Origin of the sequence: Actinoplanes sp. NPDC051494 (assembly GCF_044454705.1) — a bacterium.
Lineage (GTDB): Bacteria > Actinomycetota > Actinomycetes > Mycobacteriales > Micromonosporaceae > Actinoplanes.
In genome coordinates this window covers 119170-138577 of the sequence record NZ_JBITDZ010000015.1, presented here as the reverse complement: position 1 = coordinate 138577, position 19408 = coordinate 119170, and the positions used below count along the sequence as shown (strand labels likewise).

The window sequence follows — 19408 nt, the reverse complement described above, 5'->3', positions numbered from 1 at the left end:
CTCTCGACGGACGGCCGCGGCCCCCGGGCGGGGTCGCGGCCATCAGGTGTTGGGGGTTATCGGCGGCGGGCAGCCGGCTGCAGCGACGGGCTGACCCAGCCGTTCTCCGCCGGGTTGATCGTCACACCGGGTGCCACGATCTCGTCGATACGGTCGAGCACGTCATCGGACAACACGACGTCCGCCGCGGCCAGCTGCGACTCGAGGTGTTCCATGGTGCGCGGGCCGATGATCGGCGCGGTGATCGCCGGGTGGCGCAGCACGAACGCGATCGCCATCTCGATCAGCGTGATCCCGGCGTCGTCGGCCACCTTGCCCAGCCGGCCGACGGCGTCGAGCTTGCGCTGGTTCTCCGGCAGCGACAGGTCGAACCGGTTCGCGAGACGCTTGCGCGCCGCCGACGCCGGGCCGTCCTGCGCGTCCTTGCTGTAACGACCGGACAACCAACCACCCGCGAGCGGGCTGTACGGGATGACGCCCATCCCGTACCGCTGGGCAACCGGCAGCACCTCGTTCTCGATGTTGCGCACGAGAATGCTGTACGGCGGCTGCTCGGTGACGAACCGTTCCCGGCCCCGCTTCTCGGCAACGTGCTGCGCCTCCACGATGGTGGACGGCGGGAACGTGGAATGCCCGAGGTAGCGAACCTTGCCCGCCCGTACCAGATCGGTCAGTGCGCCCAGCGTCTCGTCGAGGTCGACGGCAGGGTCCCAGCGGTGGATCTGGTAGAGGTCGAGGTAGTCGGTGCCGAGCCGGCGCAGCGAATCCTCGACCTCGCGCACGATCCAGCGTCGCGAGTTGCCGCGATGGTTAGGGTCGTCGTCCATCGGCATGTTGGCCTTGGTGGCCAGTACGACATCGTCCCGGCGGCCCCTGAGGGCCTTGCCGACGATCACCTCGGACTCCCCGGCCGAGTAGACGTCGGCGGTGTCGACGAAGTTGATCCCCGCGTCCAGGGCGCGGTGGATGATCCGGATGCTCTCGTCGTGGTCCTTGGTACCCCAGTCACCGAACATCATGGTGCCGAGGCACAGCTTGCTGACCTGGACGCCGGTGCGTCCGAGCGGTCGGAACTCCATGGGTGTGCTCCTAGAAGTAGGTGGGTTGCCGTGCCGTGTAAGCCTGTTCGCGCACGGCGACCGCGTCACTGAGGTGGTGGGATCACCAGGCCGGCACTCGGTGTCCTCAGGTCTGGTTGGCGGTCTTGTACTGCTCGTCGGTGACCGGCTCGAGCCAGGTGGTCGGGTCGCCGCCGTCCGGCTCGGCCTCGAGCATGGCCAGGTGGCTCATGAAGGTGTCCTCGGCGGCGCCGTGCCAGTGGTCCTCGCCGGGCGGGCAGATCACGGTGTCACCGGCGCGGGCGCGGACGACCGAGCCGTCACGGGTGCCTACCAAGCCGACACCCTCGGTGACGTGCAGGGTCTGCCCGACCGCGTGGGAGTGCCAGTTGGTGCGGGCGCCGGGGGTGAAGCGGACGAGGGCCACGGTCATCCTCGACGGGCCGGTGCCGTTGTAGATCGGGGTCATGTAGACGTCGCCGGTGAACGCGGTGGCGGGTGTCTTCACGGTGGCGTTGACGTGTTTGAGTTCCATCGGGTCTCCCGGGGAGGTCAGGGCTTGAGCAGGGCTTTGATGGCGCGGCGCTCGTCCATCGCGGTGTAGCCCCGCGCGGCGTCGTCCAGCGACAGTTCGAGGTCGAAGACCTTGCCCGGGTCGATCTCGCGCTTGAGGATCAGGTCGATCAGGTCGGGCAGGAAGCGGCGTACGGGTGCGGGGCCGCCGAGCAGGTGCACCTCGGCGAAGAACAACTCCAGGCCGGGGAGCTCGACCTCGTGCGCGACGCCGACGTAGCCGACGTGCCCGCCGGCCCGGGTGCAGCGGATGGCCTGCATCATCGACTCCTGGGTGCCGACCGCCTCGATGACGGAGTGGGCGCCGTACCCGCCGGTCATTTCTTTGATCTTGGTGACGCCGTCGTCGCCGCGTTCGGTGACGATGTCGGTGGCGCCGTATTCCAGGGCCAGCTTCTGCCGGTCGGCGTGGCGGCTCATCGCGATGATCCGCTCGGCGCCGAGTTGCCTGGCCGCGAGGACGGCGAGCAGGCCGACCGCCCCGTCACCGACGACCACCACCGTCTTGCCCGGACCCGCCTCGGCGGCCACGGCTCCGAACCAGCCGGTGCCGAGCACGTCGGAGGCCGCCAGCAGCGACGGGATCAGATCCTCGTCCGGCAGTTCCGGCGTGGCCACCAGCGTGCCGTCGGCAAGAGGTACCCGCAGGAACTCGGCCTGGGCACCACCGGCGCCGACCGGCTCAACGTGGATGCAGCGGCTCTGGTAGCCGGCCAGGCAGATCTCGCAGGTGTTGTCCGAGGCCATGAACGAGCCGACCACGAACTGCCCGGGCCGGATCGTGGTGACCTCGCTGCCGACCTGCTCGACGATGCCGACGTACTCGTGGCCCATCGGGGTGGGTTCGTCGACCTTCTGAATACCGCGGTAGGGCCACAGGTCGGAGCCGCACACGCAGGCGGCGGACACCTTGATGATCGCGTCGGTCGGCTGCTGCAGGGTGGGCTTGTCGCGCTGTTCCACGCGGACGTCGCCCGGGGCGTACATGACTGCTTGACGCATTGTCAGTTCTCCTCAGAAGTGGTGCCGGAGACCTGCTTGGCGACGCTCATCGCGGACATCGCCCTGGGCCATCCGGCATAGAACGCCAAGTGGGTGATCGCGTCCTTCAGCTCGGCCTCGGTGAGGCCGTTCTGCCTGGCGAACGCGAGGTGGAAGGTGCTGCGATCGCGCTTCGACAACTCCGGGTGTTCCCAGACCTGCCCGAACAACACCTCATCGGTGTACGCGACCAGGGCGGGCGCGAAGTCACCGAACATCTTCTGCGCACCCGACGGTTTTTGATGATCAGCCATGGTGTCTCCGCACCGCCATCGTGAGCGGACTGCTCACGATCTCCATGAAAGCGATCGGACGACGCGAGTGGGAGGGCTTGATGAAACAGGTAACGACAGTGCCTCCCTTCCCCGTTCGTGCAGCGGCCGCCGACGAGGTCCCAGATCTTGACGGCGTCGCGGGCGGTGCGGATGCTCGACACCACCGAACTAGCCCTCGACCAGCGGCTGCTACCTCGACTCCTACGACGACTGGCTGCTCACCCACGACGATGTCGTCCTGGTCAGCGTCGACTACCGCCTCGCCCCGGAGCACCCCGACCCCTATCCGGTCGAGGACTGCTACGCCGGCCCGCTGTGGACCGCCGCCCACGCCGACGAGCTGGGCATCGACCCCGCGCGCATCGTGCCGGCCGGGCAGAGCGCCGCCTGTCAGTTCGCCTTCATGGCAGCGCCGGCGCCGGCTTGGTCGAGGCAGCGCCGGAGTCGTTGCAGGTATTGGTCGAAGGACTCGTCGGCCGGCCAGGTCTGGTAGGCCGTCGAGACCGCGGCGAAGGCGAGGTTGAACTGCAGCGTGGCCGCGAGGGGGTCCGTGCCGCCGGTGCGGGTGGCGACCCAGTCGCGGAGGTCGGTGCGGAACTGTTCGCCGAGGTCCTGGGTCGACTGGGCGAGCGCGGGTGACTGCGCTTTGAGCCGGCGTTGCAGGGGCATCCGGTCGGCAAGGCGTTCGTTGAAGCCGATCATGATCGCGGTCAGCGAGTCCCACAGCGGCTCGTCGGCGGGGCGCGCGTTCATGAGCGTGCGCCAGTGCTCGCGTTCCTCGGGGTCCTGGTCGAAGACGACGGCTTCCTTGCTGGCGAAGTAGTTGAAGAACGTCGCGCGGGAGACGTTCGCGGCGGCGGCGATCTGCTCGACGCTGACGGCTTCGTAGCCGCGCTGGTCGAACAGTCGCAGTGCCGCGCCCCGGATGGCTCGCCATGCGGCCAGTTTCTTTTGTTCTCGCAAGCTCATCGTGTCACCCCTTCCCGCCGATCATAACCGTGATGGACGCCGTCCATCATTAGACAGAGTCCAAGTTTGGTGTACGGTGATGTCGTAGCGGGCGGTCAGATCGGCTCTGACCAGCGGCTCCGGCCGTAGTGCGCCCGCCTCGGGAAGGGAATGTGCGATGAGCAAGGTCTGGTTCGTCACCGGGTCGTCCAAGGGGTTCGGCCGCCAGTTCGTCGAGGCCGCACTCGACCGCGGGGACAAGGTGGCCGCCACAGCACGCAACACCGACACCGTGAATGACCTGGTGGACAAGTATGGCGACGCCGTCTTGGCCCTGCAGGTCGACGTGACCGACCGCAAGCAGGTCTTCGAGGCGGTCGCCGCGGCGCACGAGCGGTTCGGTCACCTCGACGTCGTGGTCAACAACGCGGGTTATGGGCTGTTCGGCACGGTCGAGGAGATCACCGAACAGCAGCTGCGGGACCAGCTCGAGACGAACCTCTTCGGTGTCTTCCACGTCACCCAAGCCGCCCTGCCGGTCCTGCGCGAGCAGAACTCCGGGCACATCATCCAGATCTCCACCATCGGCGGGGTCGCGGCCTTCCCGTCGCTCGGCGGCTACCACGCCTCGAAGTGGGCGCTGGAAGGTCTGACCGAGGCGCTGGCCCAGGAGGTCAGCGGGTTCGGCATCAAGGTCACCCTCGTCGAGCCCGGCGGTTTCGACACCGACTGGAGCGGCGCCTCGGCTGTCCTCGCCGACGCCCAGCCGCAGTACGCGCCCCTGCACGAGGGTATGGCCGCGCGGATGGCCGGTGGCAGCCCCAAGCCGGTGGGTTTCGGGTCCGCGATCCTCAAGATCGTCGACGCCGAGAAGGCGCCGCTGCGCGTGTTCTTCGGGGAGCAGCCGCTCGCGGTCGCCGCGCACATCTACCAGCAGCGCCTCGACGAATGGGCCGCGTGGGCGCCCGTCTCGCGCGAAGCTGAGGGCAAATAGTCAACCATGACAGCCGTCCGCGTCGTCCTGGACATCCTGCTGGCCCTGCTGGTGCTCGCTACCGGCGCAGGCAAGCTCGCCGGCGTCGCGTCCTCACACGCGATCAGGGACTCACTGCACGTTCCGGCCGGTCGGTGGAAGCTCATCGGCAGCCTCGAAATACTGGCGGTGATCGGACTGGTCACCGGGATCTGGATCCCGGTGACCGGCCTCGCCGCCGCGATCGGCGTCGCAGCCCTGATGATCGGCGCCATCATCACCCGCCGGCAGGCGGGACAAGGCTGGGCCGGCGGAGTCGCAGCCGACACCGTCGTGCTCCTCATCGCGGCCGCGGCGGCCGTTCTCGCTGCGCTGGCAATCTGACCGGCCGTTGTTCGCCGCATCCGGCATCGGGGCCACCTGGTCCACAACCGCCTCGATCTCGAACCAGCGCGACCCGAGCGTCGACATGCCGTCCAGGAACAGCACGGAGCTTCTCCTACCGGCCCTGGTGGGCGCGGTGACACGCATGGACTGCTGTAGCCGTACGAAGTCCGGCCGGTCGCCGGCGGCAGCGTGACGGTCTCGCCATCCAGCACCGCCGAGCGGCCGTCCCAGGTACTGGCCTCTCAGCTGCCCTGCTACATAAAGCGAAAGGAAAGTCACGTCACGCGCAGTTGCGGGCGGGCGAGTAGGCGATGTCTCCCCAGCTGCCGTCGTTCTCCCGGACCTGCATGATGGCCTGCTCGATGTCGCGTCCCTGGACACAGTTGCCCGGGTCGGTGGCCTTGCGCTCGACGTTGTCCGAGAGTTCCGCCGACACCCGCGGGCGTCTTGGGACGCAGCTGCCGACCCCCAAGGAGCCGGGGTTGGTTCAAGCCGTCCGAGTAGGCCATCAAAGGGTGTCAGCATCAGACCGCGAACGCGCCGCCGGCAGCATCAGCCCCACCGTCCTCCGGCGGCCTCCGCACCCACCTGCTCGCCGACCGGGCACAGCGAGCGGCCGGAGCTGTCGAGAACGCCATTCGCACCGCATGCGAGCGCCACCTCAGCGACGCCCCGCAAACAGGCAGGGCGGCCGGTAACCCTCGACGCCCCCGCTTCACAATACCGGCTGGTACCGGTACTTGACGTTATCGAAACCGCTGAGTACCGTTTTAGGTACGGGCTTCGCGACGCCGTGGGTCGAGAACGCCGGGCGCTCATACGGCGTTCCACGCCGGCGCCGGGAGGCGAAGCTGTTTCGAAGAACGGGTGAGCACATGCAGTACCGCACTCTCGGGGATACCGGACTGAGCGTCAGCTCGCTGTGCCTGGGCACGATGATGTTCGGGTCGTGGGGCAACAAGGATCACGACGACTCGATCCGCACCATCCACCACGCGCTCGACGCCGGCGTCAACATCGTCGACACCGCCGACCTCTACGGTCGTGGCGAGGCCGAGGAGATCGTCGGCAAGGCGCTGGCCGGGACCCGCCGCGACTCCGTGGTCCTGGCGAGCAAGTTCCACAACCCGATGAGCGACAACGTCAACGACCGAGGCAACTCACGCCGGTGGATCATGCGGGCGGTGGAGGGCAGCCTGAAGCGGCTCGGCACCGACCACCTCGACCTCTACCAGGTGCACCGCCCCGATCCGGCGACCGGGATCGAGGAGACCCTGGGGGCGCTGACCGATCTGCAGCGGGCCGGGAAGATCCGCTACTTCGGCACCTCGACGTTCCCGGCGTACCAGCTCGTCGAGGCGCAGTGGGCGGCCGAACGCCGGGGACTGGGCCGGTTCGTGACGGAGCAGCCCCCGTACTCGCTGCTCGCCCGCGGGATCGAGGCCGACGTCCTGCCCGCCGCCGAGGCCCATCGCATCGGTGTGCTCACCTGGAGCCCGCTCGGTGGCGGCTGGCTCTCCGGCACCTTCCGCAAGGGTGCCACCGGCCAGGTGAGCAGCCGCACCGAACTCATGCCCGGCATCTTCGACATCAACGCCCCGCGCAACGCCGGCAAGCTCGACGCCGTCGAGGCGCTCGCCCGGCTCGCCGACGAGGCCGGCCTGTCCCTGATCCACCTCGCCCTCGGCTTCGTGCTCGCCCACCGGGCCGTGACCGCACCGATCATCGGCCCGATGGACGTGGCACAGCTCGACAGCCAGCTCGGCGCCGCTGACCTCGTCCTCGACCAGGACATTCTCGACCGCATCGACGACATCGTGCCCCCGGGCCGGAACACGACCGCCGGCGACGCCGGCTACTTCCCGCCCGCGCTCACCGACGCGACCCTGCGCCGGCGCTGACACCCTCCGCAAGCCCTTTGAACGAACGGAACCTCCGCATGGCCATCTCCGCCATCCCGCACATCAACTTCGCGAACGGGCAGGCAAGCGAAGCGCTCGAGTTCTACCGCCGCGTCTTCGACGGTGACCTGCTGTCGCACACCTACCAGGACTTCGGCATGCCCGCCGGCCTGCCGGACGCCGACCGGATCGTCTTCGGCCAGATCACCACCGTTGACGGCGTCATCCTGATGGGATACGACATCCCCGGCGTGCAGGCGCCGGACTTCGGCAAGCCGGGAACCACCCGTCGGGCGAACAGCACGACGATCACCGAGCAACCGATGTTCATCACCCTGCGCGTCGCAAGCCTGGACGAGGCGACGTCGCTCTGGAAGCGCCTCGCCGTGAACGCGGTCGTCGTCGAAGAACTCGCGTCGTCGACCTGGTCGCCCGGCTTCGGCATCGTCACCGACCAGTTCGGTGTCACCTGGCTGATCAACGTCCACGAAGAGTGACCATGCCCTCGATCGGCACCGCGCTCGTCATCCCCCAGGACCGCCTCTCCTGGGTGGTCAACTCTTACGTCCTGGCCTTCGGCGGGTTCCTGCTGCTCGGCGGGCGCCTGGCCGACTTCCTCGGCCGGCGCCGCATGTCCGGGGCCGGGACCGCGCTGTTCACCATCGCCTCGCCGCGATACAACCCGGGCGCTGGGCGCCGGTCCGTCCGCATCACAATGGGGTCCGGACCGGCATTGAGCAGGACACACATCCGGCAGCGAGGAGATCACCGTGAAGACGCAGGACGACCCCACGGCAGGTGACGCCGTCCCGGCCGACGGTGGCCCGGCGGTCCATCGCCGGCCGGGACGCAAGCCTGACCCTGGTCGCGACGCCGAGATCCTGGACGCGGCGCTGCAGGTCCTGGCGGAGGTCGGCTATGCGGGTATGACGATGAACGCGGTGGCGGCACGGGCGAAGGCCGGCAAAGGCACCTTCTACCGTCGCTGGCCGTCGAAGGCCGAACTGGTCCTCGACGCTGTCGGGCACATGAAACGCAGTCAGGTCGACCTGGAGCGGCTGCCCGACACCGGTACCCTCCGCGGCGACATCCTGGCGCTGTTCAAACCGGCATCCGTCGAGGAGGGCGAGTACCAGCTCACGATCATGGCCGGCCTGGCGTCGATGCTCAGCCAGGACCGCGGGTTCGCCGAGGCGGCCAACGACGCGATCGTCGAGCCGTGGGCCGACGCCAACCGCGTGTTGCTGGGCCGGGCGATCCGCCGCGGTGAGATCGGCGCCTCGGCCGACGTCGAAACGCTCGCACAGATCATCCCGTCCATCGCCGCCTACCGCGCACTCATCCAGCGCAAGCCGTTCGACCGCGACTTCCTCGTCTCCATCATCGACGGAGTCCTCCTGCCTGCCGTCCGCCCCTGACCCCGCCGGCCACAGAGCAGGCGTGACCGCGTGCTGCCGGATCGTCGAGATGCCCCGCTGAAAGGCCGCGCCACCCGTGAATCTCGTTTCCGTCCTCGCCGCTCTCGTCGTACCCATCGTCTTCAGCGCATTGCACTGGTACCTGTGGCGGCGCCTGATCTCGCAGACCACCGCACCCGGTACGCGGGCACGCCGTGCCGGATCCGCTTTGTTCATCACGGGACCCCTGCTCGCCGGATCGGCGGTGATCGGCGGGTTCACCCCGATGCCGATGGCGGTAGAACGAGTCCTGGCCTGGCCCGGCTACCTGTGGCTGGCCGTGTTCCTGTACCTGCTGCTCGGGGTGCTCGCGGGTGAGCTCGTCAGGCCATTGCTGAACCGGTGGGTCACCCGCCGGCGCGGCGGGACGGTCGTGATGACAACGCCGGACTCACCGGCCAGCCCCGGGCAGGCCGGACCCGAAACGTCGGCACGTACCGCCGGCCGGTCGGCTGACCTGCTGTCTCGCCGACTCTTCGTGTCCCGGACGATCGGCGGGGTTGCCGCCGCCGCGGCTGTCGGCACGGTCGGCTACGGGACCCGGGGCGTGCTCGACGGCCCCACGGTCAAGCGCATCGTGGTTCCGCTCGCCAAGTTGTCCCGTACCCATGACGGCTTTCGCATCGCGGTGGTCAGCGACATCCACCTCGGGCCTCTGCTCGGGCGCCGCTTCGCCCAGCGGGTCACCGACACCATCAACGCCACCCGGCCCGACCTGATCGTCGTGGTCGGTGATGTGGTCGACGGCGACGTCGACGACCTCCGCGGCGCCGTCGAGCCCTTGGCACAGCTGCGGGCACCCCACGGCACCTACTTCGTGACCGGCAACCACGAATACATCTCCGGTGCTGATCAGTGGATCGAGAAGGTACGCCAGATGGGGTGGCTCCCGCTGGAGAACGCGCGGGCCGAATTACCGGCTTTCACGCTGGCCGGGGTCAATGACTTCGAGGGCGACGCCACCGGGCAAGGCCCCGATTTCGCCAAGGCTCTCGGCGACCGTGATCCCGCGCGGGCCACGGTGCTGCTGGCGCATCAGCCCGTCGCCGTCCACGAGGCGGTCCGCCACGGCGTCGACCTGCAACTGTCCGGCCACACCCACGGGGGTCAGCTGTGGCCTCTCACGTATGCGGCCGAGGCAGCGAACCCGACCGTCGCCGGGCTAGAACGATACGGCGACACACAGCTGTACGTCAGCCGTGGCGCAGGCGCGTGGGGGCCGCCGACCCGGGTGGGCGCCCCATCGGACGTCACGATCGTGGAACTGGCGTCCCGGCAAGCCTGAAAGGGGGGAAGCCGTTCCGGCCGCCAACCAGCACGCCGTGAGACCCCGTCATCGATATACAGGTGCACCTCCGCCGGTCCTCGATGAAAGCGACGGACCCTGTCAGCGGATGCGGTGGCGCAACGGTGTCCATAGGCTACGGCGGTGCCCGATTCCCCGGCCGTGCAGCGGCTGACCAAGAAAACACTGGTGACCGTCTCACACGCGCTGGAACAGGCTGCGCTCGCCGCCGCTGAGGACGGACCCATGGTGGTCGTCGCATTGTTCCAGCGCCTGCCGTATTTCGAACGGGAACGTCAGGTCTACGAGCGCATAGCGACCCGGGCAGCCGTGACGGTGGTGGGCCTGGTCTCCGAACAGACACCGGATGTCCCGGCCGGCACCTACCCCGTGCTGCTCGACGAGAAGGAGGACCTCGCGCGGGAGTGGACCGTCGTCGTGCTGACGCCGCGATTCGGGGCACTGCTGGTAGCCCACGACCTCGAGCGATTCCAGCCCGGCGCCGCCACGCTGGAGAGTGGGCGCCTTTTTGACGGCCGGTCCAGCTTCCGCCGCGACGAGGCGCTGCACGAGGTGCTCCGCCTACGCAGTCAGCTCGGAGACCGGCTGCCCCCGGCCGCGTTGTCCGCCATGGATGCGGTCCTCGACCGAGTCCGGGAGCTGCCGGCCACCCCGGGCGAGAGCCGCGCCGATGCGGCGTTACGCCTGTTCACGGCACGGGCCGAGCCGGACCACACCAGAGCGCAGGCCGGAGCCCACCGCCAGAAACAGGGTATGGATCCCGACAATGCCGGTGATACCGACCTGAGCGGCGAACCCGGAGTAGGCCGTTGGGCGGGAACCACCGGCGTCACCTCCTCGGGGGTGCTTCCCGTGGCGATGCTCGCCGTCCGGATCACCCACACGGCAGGCGGCGATGGAGGCCCGATCGGGCGCACCGGGACCCGGCAGCACCAGGCTGCCGTCGAACTGCTCGTCAGCCGGCTACGACCGGGTGATCGCGCGATCAAATCCGGTCAGGACGACTTCACGCTGTTCCTGCCCGCGCTGGGCCAGGATGACGCGGTCGCGTTCGCGTATGGGCTGGTGGCCGACTTCGCCGCCGCTGACGCACGCAGCGCGTTCCTCTCCGCGACGGTGACAGTGGCACTGACCGTCACCCGTCGCCGGCCGCTGCCTGAGGAAGCACTGCGTCAGGCCCTGCAATGGGCGGTCACCCAGAACGCCCCGGTCGTAACCATCGACAGCTGACCACAACGGGGCAGGCCCAGGGTGGGAGATGCTGGACACGGTTGTTCGGCTCCTGACGGCCCGTAAACGAATGGCCGTCACCGGGTCGGCGGGGCGGTCAGGACTGTGATGGCGCTTGTCAGCGGCCAATCGGGACACACTCTGCCGGTCCGGCGGCAGCAAGCACCGCCCGGCACCCGAGTCGTTGTCGGCATCGGCGAACGCGCACAGCGCCGGGGCGAATCCGTAGCACCAGCCGCAGTAGGCGTCGAAGACGTACGTCAGGCCGATCCGCTGTTAGACCTGCTGTTGAGATTTCTGGATGACAGGGTGCAGGCTCGCAAGGTGATCTGATGACTGCTCGTCCCCGGCGTTCACCGCGCGGCGGTACCAAGGTGGCCCCGGCTCCCCCGCCCCGCTGGTCGCCGCGCTCACCGACGCGGTGCTGCGCGCCGGGGAGGCCCAGGCCCGCGACTCACGCGGCCGGCGCCTGGACCCGCCGCTGCTGTCGGTGCTCGACGAAGCGGCCAACATCTGCCGGCTGCGGCAACTGCCGCTCTGTAGTTCCGTGCGGTGGATCAGGATCCGCGAAGGATCAGGTTGCTGTTGTCCGCGGCGCCGCTCATTTCGCTGGCGCGTTTTGCGGCGCCGCATTCCCCGCGCGGCTTTATCCGGCTGGCGTTTCGTTCAAACCCAAACCACGCAGGATGTTATCGCGGTTCGCGTTTGCGCGCAGTGCAGTCAAGGAATTCAAGCGGCCCAGCAAAGTCGTGGAAGAAGCGGGGCATTTCAAGTCTTGAATCGCCGACAAGGTCTTTTCGAAACGTTGGATGCGGCTTTCAAGGTCCGTTCCACTCGGAAGGTTCGCATTCTTGAGCGCCACCTGCGCGTTCACTTGGGCTTGAGTGGGTGGGCAGCGACCGGGAACTTTAACCCCGGTAGGGCCCACGCGGTCGGCCGTCGCGTTCGGATCGCCCGGGCTGAAACCCAGCGCCGGCACCAAAGCGTTCATGTCACCGGAGCCGGCTCCGGTGTTCCCCGTCGCTCCACTCGCGGCCGCGTCACCGGATCCTGTGGCGGCGGCTTTATCCGCTGGCGTTTCGTTCAAACCCAAACCACGCAGGGTATTAACGCGGTCCTCCGCTCCGCGCAGCGCGGTCAAGGAATTCAAGCGGCCCAGCAAATTCGTGGAAGAAGCGGGGCATTTCAAGTCTTGAATCGCCGACAAGGTCTTTTCGAAACGTTGGATGCGGCTCTCGAGGTCCGTTCCACTCGGAAGGGTCGCATTCTTGAGCGCTACCTGCGCGTTCACTTGGGCTTGAGTGGGTGGGCAGCGACCGGGAACTTTAACCCCGGTAGGGCCCACGCGGTCGGCCGTCGCGTTCGGATCGCCCGGGCTGAAACCCAGCGCCGGTACCAAAGCGTTCATGCCACCGGAGCCGGCTCCGGCGTTGCCCTGTTCGGCGGCCTGGCTCATCCCCGTGCCGACCACGAGCGCCGAGCCGAGCAGCGCTGCGGCGGCACCTCCAATCACCAGCTTGCGCGTCCGGCTACTGACTCCGCGTCGATACATGCACGGCTCCTCTTCGTCTCGGTACTGCTTGTGCCGAGATATACGAGCAATGATGTGGCAGCAGTTCATGACGCTGAGCCAGCGTTCCTTAAAGTTTCTTTAACGTGGCTCCCGGGCCGTGCAGTCGCGCCCACGTCAGCGCGGCCCAGCTACGCCGCATCGCCGAACCCCTGCAACAGGGCGGCGATCTGCACGACCCCTGGGACGGCCTGTTCATCACCACCAAGAACGGCCGGATTGGTAGTTGCAGTGCCAATGCTTCTTCTGCCAGCCCCTCTCAAGAGCCCACCACCAGCACCGATACCAGGGTTCAAGGGCGGCCGTAGGCCATCGCGAAGCGACGCGGAGCGTCCTTGACGCCTGGTACCGGTGCTGGGTCCGCAGGACTGCCGCCGGCCGAAGTCCAGCTCTAGGAGCGAGGATGGAATGCCATGGTGCGGCCCGCCGCGCCGGCCGGAGGCCGGGCGCGAGGGAAGATACAAGGCGGTGCGGATCGCCCTACCCGCGCATATCCGAGCCGGCGCACCAGAAGCTCCTCAGCTACCCGGCTGACGGATTGCGGCGCCCGGATCGGTGCTCTGCTCAAGGGCCGTCCACCACTCCTCCAGCTCATCGACCCGGCTCTGGAGTGCGGCGTTCGCCGCCCGGGCCGTCGCCAGTTCCTCGGTCAGCGCACCGATCGGCCCGGAGGCGGTCAGGGCGTCGAGCCAGCCCGCGACCAGCCGATCCTCAGCGGCGACCCGGCGAAGCGCGGAAGCAACCACCTCCGGTGACAACTCAGCCACGAACTCTCTCGGGAGAGTGAGCAGGCGAGCGACCTCGCCGAGGCCCCGCGCGGCGCTCATCTGGCGCCGAAGGCGCTCGGCGGACGGCACCGCCGGTTCGGCCGGTATCGCAGCCGCCGCGATCGGCTTGGCGGGAGAACGAGCGGGCTTCGACACAGGCGCGGGCGTAGGTGCCGGCTCCGGGTCAGGCTCGGCCTCCGACGGGAGTTCGGGAAGGTCGTCCCCCACCCAGGTGTAGGCCAGAGTGTCGCCCTTCTGCCGCCGGACGACATTTGGCCACTTGGGCAGAACCGCCAGCGCGCGGGGCCCGTGACGGGCCCAGGTCTCGTTCCGGAGACCGAGCTCTGCCAGACGCTCCCGGATCTCTCGCACCTTCAGCGGGACCGACGACTCGGCCAGCAGGTGGAGAACTACCGCGAGAGGCTCCTGGGCGAAGACGGCATGGAACAGCCGGGAGTCGGACAGAGCCAGGAAACGCAGCGAACCCCTCGTCGCGACGTGAACGGCGGCGCCCCGTGGGACAAGCTCTTCCTCATCGGTGTCATCCCACTTGACCTGATAGTTCGTCCCGTCATCCGCGAGGATCGATCCGGCTCGGGTACGGCGTACGCCAAACGAATCGGACACCCGGACAAGACCCTGATCTGCGCTCACGAATGCGACTGTAATGGTTATCGTCGCGGCCGGGGCACCGGCCGGAGCCAGCCCACCTGGCCAGGCTCATCGGCAGTGTGCTCCCAGCGCCGGCTTGGCGGAACAACTCTGAGAGGAGAGGGGCGCGCTTGCCGGCCGCCCGTACGGACAGATCGGTGAGCTTGTCACTCGGTTCGAGGTCGAGCGTGAACGTGTGCCCGTCACGGGGCTTCCTGGACGCGCTGCTGGCGCAAATGGGTATGGAGACCTGCCAGGCCGCCCCAGTATCGTTGATAGGCAGTACGAAACGTTCAGCGCTGGCCGCGTATAATCGGGCGCCGACCGGACCCGCTAGACGCGTTCGCCGATGCCGAGGCGCGTGTGAACTTGCTGGGCTCGTTCCGCGGCAGCGCTTGCACCATAACGGCGCGGCATCTCTTCCGAGGACAACCCCATCAGCAGCATCAGGTCACCAGTATCACCGCCGGCCAGCTTCCATTCATGGGCGAAACTGTGCCGCCAACGCTGTGCGTGGACATGCTCAACCCCAGCTCTGTCCCCCAGTTCCCGGAGCCGGATCTTGACACCTTTCGGTTTCAGCGCCGGGCGCACTTCGCGGCGATCCACAACTGGTCGATGCCAATCAAGCCCGGGCGTCGGCTGCGGACACGCACATACCGGCGCAGAGCACCCGCATTGGCCCCGAACCGCACCCGGCGTTGTTTGCCGCCCTTACCCGTCAGGGCGACCGAGTCAGTGTCCAGATCGACATCAGCCACCAAGAGTCGCTGCTCGGCACCACAGCCGCCCGAGTCAAGGGGTCGTGCAACGACGCACTCACGCCCCGCAGCCAAAACTCCGGTCCGCGACCCCGGCCCACGAGTAAAGGGTGCCGCCGGGTCAACGGCCACAAGGGGCAATACCCGAACGGCCTACACAACCCGCTGACCCGCAGCGATACACAGCGGAGCCTCGAAGACCCATTGGATCACCAACGGCGAAGGCGGCCAAGTAAAGGAGTCCGCGAAAACGAACTCTCGGCCCGTAAGATCGGTCTTGAGCTGCGAAAACATCTTCCGGAATGCACTTCGATACGCTCGCGTGGAAGCCCAGTAAAGGGCTCCACGCACCCTTAGAATCGATCAAGGCAAATTAAAAACGCCTCTGCAGGCCTTGACCTGCGAAGACGTTCCCAAAGTCGAGCTGACAGGATTTGAACCTGCGACCCCTTGACCCCCAGTCGCATTACAATTCGGTTAAGCAGTGTCAGCACATGCTTTTATGTACGCATACCCGGACAGAGCAACACTGTCGCGCCGCCCGATTTCACCCAATCCAGCCAAAGTTGATCATCGCTGTGACCAGGCGTGTGACCACGGCTAATCAAGTGCGATGCCTGCCATTCAATGCGCACGCGCTTTTAAGGCTGAGAATGCCAGCCTCCAGCTCGGGAGGGGGTGAAGAGATGGGGAATTGGCGACTCGCAGATTGAGCCATCCACTTCGCTGACCACTTGACACCCAATAAGAAGCACGCCTGCACCCGCACCGATGACCCCTGCGGCGCCACCAACGCTTAACAGTCACAGAGTAGCAGGATGCGACGTCAGCGCGCGCCAAGGAGCATCTACCCCGGCCGGGGTGAGGACCATTAGGTGCTGCGCCGCCCGGGACATTGCCACGTATATGATTCGCTTGGCTTCGCAAGTGTTCATTGGATGTTGGAATATTTTGCGCCAGGCCGTCGCAGACTCCGGGCAACCGCATGACCCTGCCGTCTTCTTTGTGATGAGCAGCACTGCGTCGTGGGTTTCACCCTTTGATGAGTGCGCCGTGGCGAATGCCACCTGCACCTCAGGGTAATATTCGTGGCGCCTCCATTTGCGGGCTTCGCGGACGCCGAAGAGCGCAGATAGTAGTCGATCTTCTTTCGTCTTCGCCTCGGACTTGAAACCAGCACAGTCTCGCTTGAACTCCGCGACCTGGCCAGCGGTCACGCCTCTCAGGCGAACGTCGAGGATATTTACGCAGTCCGAGATTTTGTCGAGCGGCTGGTTCAGCATCCGCTGCCTGATCTTTTCGAGATCGGCGAAGAGCGTGATCCGGTACTCGGTGTCTGCGTCGTCGGCGATATTCCATTCGCGGCGTACCGCACGCCGCATCTCGCTGGTCGACGCATGACCGCCGAGCTTTCGAAGTAAGTTTTCGTAGGCACTGAAGGCGACATAATGATCATGAAGGGATAGGTGGTAAACGATCTTCAAGAAGTCGCGAGTGAGCGGTTGCTTCCACACTGTGCGATGTGTTGGTGCGGTTGCGACTCCGGCGTAGTTTGCTTCGAGTTGGCGCGCGTGCTGCGAACCGCGCGTGAGAACCAGAAGGGATTTGACGTTGTCATGGTTGCCGTTGTGAGGGTTCTTGCCGGCGAGACTGATGGTTAGCTGGTCGATGGCCGCCTTGATTTCTGCGCTTTCGTCGGTGGTTTCCATTGCCTGGACGATGACGGGTGCAGCGTATGTCTTGTTCTTACCGTCGTCGGAGGGAACTAGTGATGAGCCGTCCCCGGCGAGGGTGGTCAAGGTTTGGCAAATGGCGGGGCTGCATCGGTAGCTCCGAGTAAGCGATGCGGTAGTCCAGGGCGGTGTAGGCGCGGCTTTGGCGGTGAACAGTTCGGGACGGGCAGTATTCCATTCGTAGATGGCCTGGTTCTCGTCGCCGACCAGGATGGCGTGCTCGAGACCGGCTGCAACGAGGCGATTAACGATGGCGTGCTGAATTTCGGTGAGGTCTTGAGCTTCGTCGACGATGACGACCGGGAAACGTCGAGTGACGGCGCGGACGAGCGCTGGTGAAGAGCTCAAGGCTTGGCAGGCGAGATAGTTTGCATCCGATTGGAGTGCGAGGCCACGAGCCCAGACGTGCTGTTTCATGGCGAGGATCCGAGCGGATTTCGCGGTGGTGACTTCCTGGGCGGGTCCAACGCCTGGACGCGGTTCCTTGTCGATTCGGAAGGGATGGCCGTTGAGCGCGACTGAGTAGCAGTCGAACCACATGGTCTTGTAGGCACTGTCGGGCCGGTTGCTGTCCAGGCCGGATGGGCTCTTCCATTGCTGATAGGGCTCGCCGACCAGCGTGGGACGGCCACTGTTCAGCATGCCCATCGGCTTGGCGCCGTGGGGTAGGAAGATGTGTTCATTGATGAAGGCGTCGACGGTTCCGACGAAGTGCGGGTGTTGCAGGAGCGTCGCCGCCTTGCCGAGTTTGCGTATTTTTTCTTGCAGCTCGTCCTTGGCAACGTCGGCGTAGGACAGGATGGCGATGCCTTGCCACGGCTAGTATCGCGTGCTCCAGGTTTGGGCGAGGTCTACGCAGTAGCTGGTCAAGGTTGTGGTTTTGCCGGTGCCGGGACGCGCGGACAGGATGCGGTGCCCAACGATCGGATGTCCGTGGTGATCCCAGAGCGCTTCGCGCTGTTCGCTGTTGAGCGGCATCAGTGTGCCGCCGGCAGGGTGTTGGGGTCCGGTCGTTCGGTGACGTAAGCAATGGCGTCGCGGATGTATCGGGGGACGGTAAAGGAGCGCGTCGCCTCCCTGTCGGGCATGCCGGCCAGGGCTTCGTACAGGTGGAAGGCGAACTCGGATTTGACCTTCTTGAAGTAGGCATTGGTTCGCCAGGTCGCTCGCCAGTCCTCGGGGGCGATGCCGTTGTCGCTGTTGTTCGCCTTCATCTTGCGGTAGGCGAGTGATGGGTGCTCGGCGTCGAGGAAGTCGTCGAGGTAGGCGTCCATGTTCGCCGTGACGCTACTGGGCGCGGCTTTGCGGAGTGCTGCTCGGAGCATCTCGTGCATGGCGGTGTTTCGGGTTCCGGCGATGGCGGTGCGTAGCAGGCCGAATTCGAGGGTTCCGTATCCGCGGGCGATGGCGGTTTGGCCGTTTGTTTCCAGGCCTTGGTCGAGGGATGCGGTGGTGTCGCTGAAGAACTGGTGGTCGGAGGGGACAGTTTGCGGGTCTTCGTCGCCGTCGGTAATGAAGACGGCGCGGTGGTATGGGCCGTCTGCGCTGGCGAACAGTGGGCGGAAGTGGTCGAAGCCCCATGCGGAACCGAGGACGACGATCTCGATGCCGCGGTCGCGGAGGTTGAGGTTGATCAGTTCGGAGAAGCGCTGCATGAGCATGGCTTCGGTCACGCCTTCGACGAAGACCGCGCCGGTGGCGAACAGGAGTTGTGAACGGGAGACATCAAGGAACTTGTGGAGGTAGCGCTTGTCGGTGTCGCGGTTGCGGAACTGGTCGGCGAGGTGCAGGGGTGTGGCGGGCCCGTCGTCGGCGTTGCGGCGCATCATGATGACTCGGTCGAGGTCGGTCTTGGCCGTGATGGTTGGCGAGTGAGAGGTGACGAAGATTTGGTGGTGGGTGATCTTGTTGAGGGCGTGGAAGAAGGAGTCTTGGAGTTGGGGATGTAGGTGAGCTTCGGGCTCTTCGATGAGGAAGAAACGTTGCAGGTGCTTGTCGACAGGGGCATCCCTGCGGCGTGACAAGACGATCTACGGCTACGCCCCCTGGGCCGAACTGTCCACCGCCAGCCTGTAAGCCCTGCTCACCCTGCTGGCCGCAGCATCGATCATGGGCAACGCGCTCGGCCACGCCCTGCACCGCGACGGGGCACCAACCGCACGGCCGGGCTGGCGCCTCGCCGGCGGCCTGCTCCTCGCCTGCGGCGCCGGCCTCACCGCCGCGGCGCTCTACGGGGTGACCTTCGCCTTCTACTTCGCCACCCCCATGACCAGACCACTGCGCTGGGCACTATGGCCCTGCGTGCCCGTCATCGTGGCCGTGCTGCTGCTGGCCATAGTGCTCGCCGTGCGGCGAAGCGCCACCGCACCACACGGCTGGGACACCCTGCTCGCCTTCCCTGCCAGCGCGATCCTGCTCACCGCCACCGGCATGGCCCTGCGCGTCAGCGGCTTCTACTACCGCGGCCCCATCTACCGCGACGTCGCCTGGCGCTACGAAACCGCCGCAGCCATCGGCGGACTCTTGCTCGGCATCGGCGTCGCCTGCATGCTCGCCCGCCGCTGGTGGCTACGCACCGCCTACGCCGTCCCGCTCGGCCTGCTCTGCCTGCTCATCGCCGGCACCGTGCCCGCCAACAGCATCTACACCGTCACGATCACCACGGTGATCACCGCCTGGTGGCTCTACCGGGTCTAGATCACCCTGCGCCTGCCCAGCCGAGCACCGGTCTCCCCCACGCCCCAGGCCCTGGCGCTACCGGCCGTCCAGGACCGCCG

22 protein-coding genes and 1 pseudogene are annotated in these 19408 nt (G+C 66.8%); 12 read left to right on the top strand and 11 right to left on the bottom strand.

The features are described 5' to 3' along the window. Positions 1-56: 56 nt before the first annotated feature. From ACIA6A_RS37550 to ACIA6A_RS37535, 4 genes are all read right to left on the bottom strand, one after another. Positions 57-1079: an aldo/keto reductase gene (locus ACIA6A_RS37550; RefSeq protein WP_396102830.1), complete on the bottom strand. Its 1023-nt coding sequence runs from the start codon at positions 1077-1079 to the stop codon at positions 57-59. 106 nt (positions 1080-1185) lie between these two features. Next, the gene (locus ACIA6A_RS37545) at positions 1186-1593 is read right to left on the bottom strand and encodes a cupin domain-containing protein (RefSeq protein WP_396102829.1); all 408 of its coding nucleotides are present in this window, start codon (positions 1591-1593) and stop codon (positions 1186-1188) included. Between the two features lie 17 nt (positions 1594-1610). Further along, on the bottom strand, positions 1611-2633 hold the full coding sequence (locus ACIA6A_RS37540; protein ID WP_396102828.1) for a zinc-dependent alcohol dehydrogenase family protein: 1023 nt from the start codon (positions 2631-2633) through the stop codon (positions 1611-1613). A gap of 2 nt (positions 2634-2635) precedes the next feature. Beyond that, positions 2636-2926: a carboxymuconolactone decarboxylase family protein gene (locus ACIA6A_RS37535; protein ID WP_396102827.1), complete on the bottom strand. Its 291-nt coding sequence runs from the start codon at positions 2924-2926 to the stop codon at positions 2636-2638. Between the two features lie 235 nt (positions 2927-3161). On the opposite strand from ACIA6A_RS37535, the gene ACIA6A_RS37530 reads away from it, so the two are divergent. Beyond that, a complete protein-coding gene (locus ACIA6A_RS37530; protein WP_396102902.1) occupies positions 3162-3440 on the top strand; it encodes an alpha/beta hydrolase in 279 nt (92 codons plus the stop codon). On the opposite strand, the gene ACIA6A_RS37525 is transcribed toward ACIA6A_RS37530, so the two are convergent. Continuing rightward, positions 3338-3916 (bottom strand): TetR/AcrR family transcriptional regulator, encoded by a 579-nt coding sequence (locus ACIA6A_RS37525; protein ID WP_396102826.1) that lies wholly within the window; start codon positions 3914-3916, stop codon positions 3338-3340. The two genes, ACIA6A_RS37530 and ACIA6A_RS37525, sit on opposite strands and share 103 nt — an antisense overlap. Before the next feature lie 157 nt (positions 3917-4073). On the opposite strand from ACIA6A_RS37525, the gene ACIA6A_RS37520 reads away from it, so the two are divergent. Both ACIA6A_RS37520 and ACIA6A_RS37515 read left to right on the top strand, forming a co-directional pair. Beyond that, positions 4074-4889: an SDR family NAD(P)-dependent oxidoreductase gene (locus ACIA6A_RS37520; RefSeq protein WP_396102825.1), complete on the top strand. Its 816-nt coding sequence runs from the start codon at positions 4074-4076 to the stop codon at positions 4887-4889. A 6-nt stretch (positions 4890-4895) separates the two neighbouring features. After that, a complete protein-coding gene (locus tag ACIA6A_RS37515; protein ID WP_396102823.1) occupies positions 4896-5252 on the top strand; it encodes a DoxX family protein in 357 nt (118 codons plus the stop codon). A gap of 283 nt (positions 5253-5535) precedes the next feature. Here the strand turns inward: ACIA6A_RS37515 and ACIA6A_RS37510 are convergent, their stop codons facing one another. Continuing rightward, positions 5536-5691 (bottom strand): hypothetical protein, encoded by a 156-nt coding sequence (locus ACIA6A_RS37510; RefSeq protein WP_396102822.1) that lies wholly within the window; start codon positions 5689-5691, stop codon positions 5536-5538. A 439-nt stretch (positions 5692-6130) separates the two neighbouring features. Between ACIA6A_RS37510 and ACIA6A_RS37505 the strand changes: the two genes are divergently transcribed. The 7 genes and pseudogenes from ACIA6A_RS37505 to ACIA6A_RS37475 all read left to right on the top strand — a co-directional run. Further along, positions 6131-7156: an aldo/keto reductase gene (locus tag ACIA6A_RS37505; protein ID WP_396102821.1), complete on the top strand. Its 1026-nt coding sequence runs from the start codon at positions 6131-6133 to the stop codon at positions 7154-7156. Between the two features lie 38 nt (positions 7157-7194). Further along, positions 7195-7653 (top strand): VOC family protein, encoded by a 459-nt coding sequence (locus tag ACIA6A_RS37500; protein WP_396102820.1) that lies wholly within the window; start codon positions 7195-7197, stop codon positions 7651-7653. A gap of 2 nt (positions 7654-7655) precedes the next feature. Beyond that, the gene (locus ACIA6A_RS37495) at positions 7656-7958 is read left to right on the top strand and encodes a hypothetical protein (RefSeq protein WP_396102819.1); all 303 of its coding nucleotides are present in this window, start codon (positions 7656-7658) and stop codon (positions 7956-7958) included. Beyond that, positions 7927-8574, top strand: a complete 648-nt coding sequence (locus ACIA6A_RS37490; RefSeq protein WP_396102818.1) for a TetR/AcrR family transcriptional regulator — start codon at positions 7927-7929, stop codon at positions 8572-8574. Before ACIA6A_RS37495 ends, ACIA6A_RS37490 begins: the two co-directional genes overlap by 32 nt. Before the next feature lie 76 nt (positions 8575-8650). Beyond that, a complete protein-coding gene (locus ACIA6A_RS37485; RefSeq protein ID WP_396102817.1) occupies positions 8651-9898 on the top strand; it encodes a metallophosphoesterase in 1248 nt (415 codons plus the stop codon). A 144-nt stretch (positions 9899-10042) separates the two neighbouring features. Continuing rightward, positions 10043-11149 carry a DICT sensory domain-containing protein gene (locus ACIA6A_RS37480; protein WP_396102816.1) on the top strand — a complete coding sequence of 369 codons (1107 nt, stop codon included), beginning with the start codon at positions 10043-10045 and terminating at the stop codon, positions 11147-11149. Between the two features lie 370 nt (positions 11150-11519). Beyond that, positions 11520-11684 (top strand): annotated as a pseudogene (locus ACIA6A_RS37475) (type IV secretory system conjugative DNA transfer family protein); the annotation flags it as partial. 111 nt (positions 11685-11795) lie between these two features. On the opposite strand, the gene ACIA6A_RS37470 reads toward ACIA6A_RS37475, so the two are convergent. The 4 genes from ACIA6A_RS37470 to ACIA6A_RS37455 all read right to left on the bottom strand — a co-directional run bounded on the left by ACIA6A_RS37470 (position 11796) and on the right by ACIA6A_RS37455 (position 17279). Continuing rightward, entirely contained in the window at positions 11796-12701 is a 906-nt protein-coding gene (locus ACIA6A_RS37470) for a hypothetical protein (protein ID WP_396102815.1), read from the bottom strand. Positions 12702-13237: 536 nt separating this feature from the next. After that, positions 13238-14140 (bottom strand): hypothetical protein, encoded by a 903-nt coding sequence (locus ACIA6A_RS37465; RefSeq protein ID WP_396102814.1) that lies wholly within the window; start codon positions 14138-14140, stop codon positions 13238-13240. A 330-nt stretch (positions 14141-14470) separates the two neighbouring features. Next, on the bottom strand, positions 14471-14746 hold the full coding sequence (locus tag ACIA6A_RS37460; RefSeq protein ID WP_396102813.1) for a hypothetical protein: 276 nt from the start codon (positions 14744-14746) through the stop codon (positions 14471-14473). Between the two features lie 955 nt (positions 14747-15701). Continuing rightward, on the bottom strand, positions 15702-17279 hold the full coding sequence (locus ACIA6A_RS37455; protein ID WP_396102812.1) for a UvrD-helicase domain-containing protein: 1578 nt from the start codon (positions 17277-17279) through the stop codon (positions 15702-15704). 27 nt (positions 17280-17306) lie between these two features. On the opposite strand from ACIA6A_RS37455, the gene ACIA6A_RS37450 reads away from it, so the two are divergent. Beyond that, positions 17307-17657 (top strand): hypothetical protein, encoded by a 351-nt coding sequence (locus ACIA6A_RS37450; RefSeq protein WP_396102811.1) that lies wholly within the window; start codon positions 17307-17309, stop codon positions 17655-17657. Here the strand turns inward: ACIA6A_RS37450 and ACIA6A_RS37445 are convergent. Further along, the gene (locus ACIA6A_RS37445; RefSeq protein ID WP_396102810.1) at positions 17609-18655 is read right to left on the bottom strand and encodes an ATP-dependent nuclease; all 1047 of its coding nucleotides are present in this window, start codon (positions 18653-18655) and stop codon (positions 17609-17611) included. The genes ACIA6A_RS37450 and ACIA6A_RS37445 overlap by 49 nt on opposite strands. A gap of 85 nt (positions 18656-18740) precedes the next feature. Here ACIA6A_RS37445 and ACIA6A_RS37440 point away from each other — a divergent pair, with 85 nt between their 5' ends. Next, positions 18741-19328 carry a hypothetical protein gene (locus ACIA6A_RS37440; protein ID WP_396102809.1) on the top strand — a complete coding sequence of 196 codons (588 nt, stop codon included), beginning with the start codon at positions 18741-18743 and terminating at the stop codon, positions 19326-19328. Positions 19329-19408: the final 80 nt, after the last annotated feature.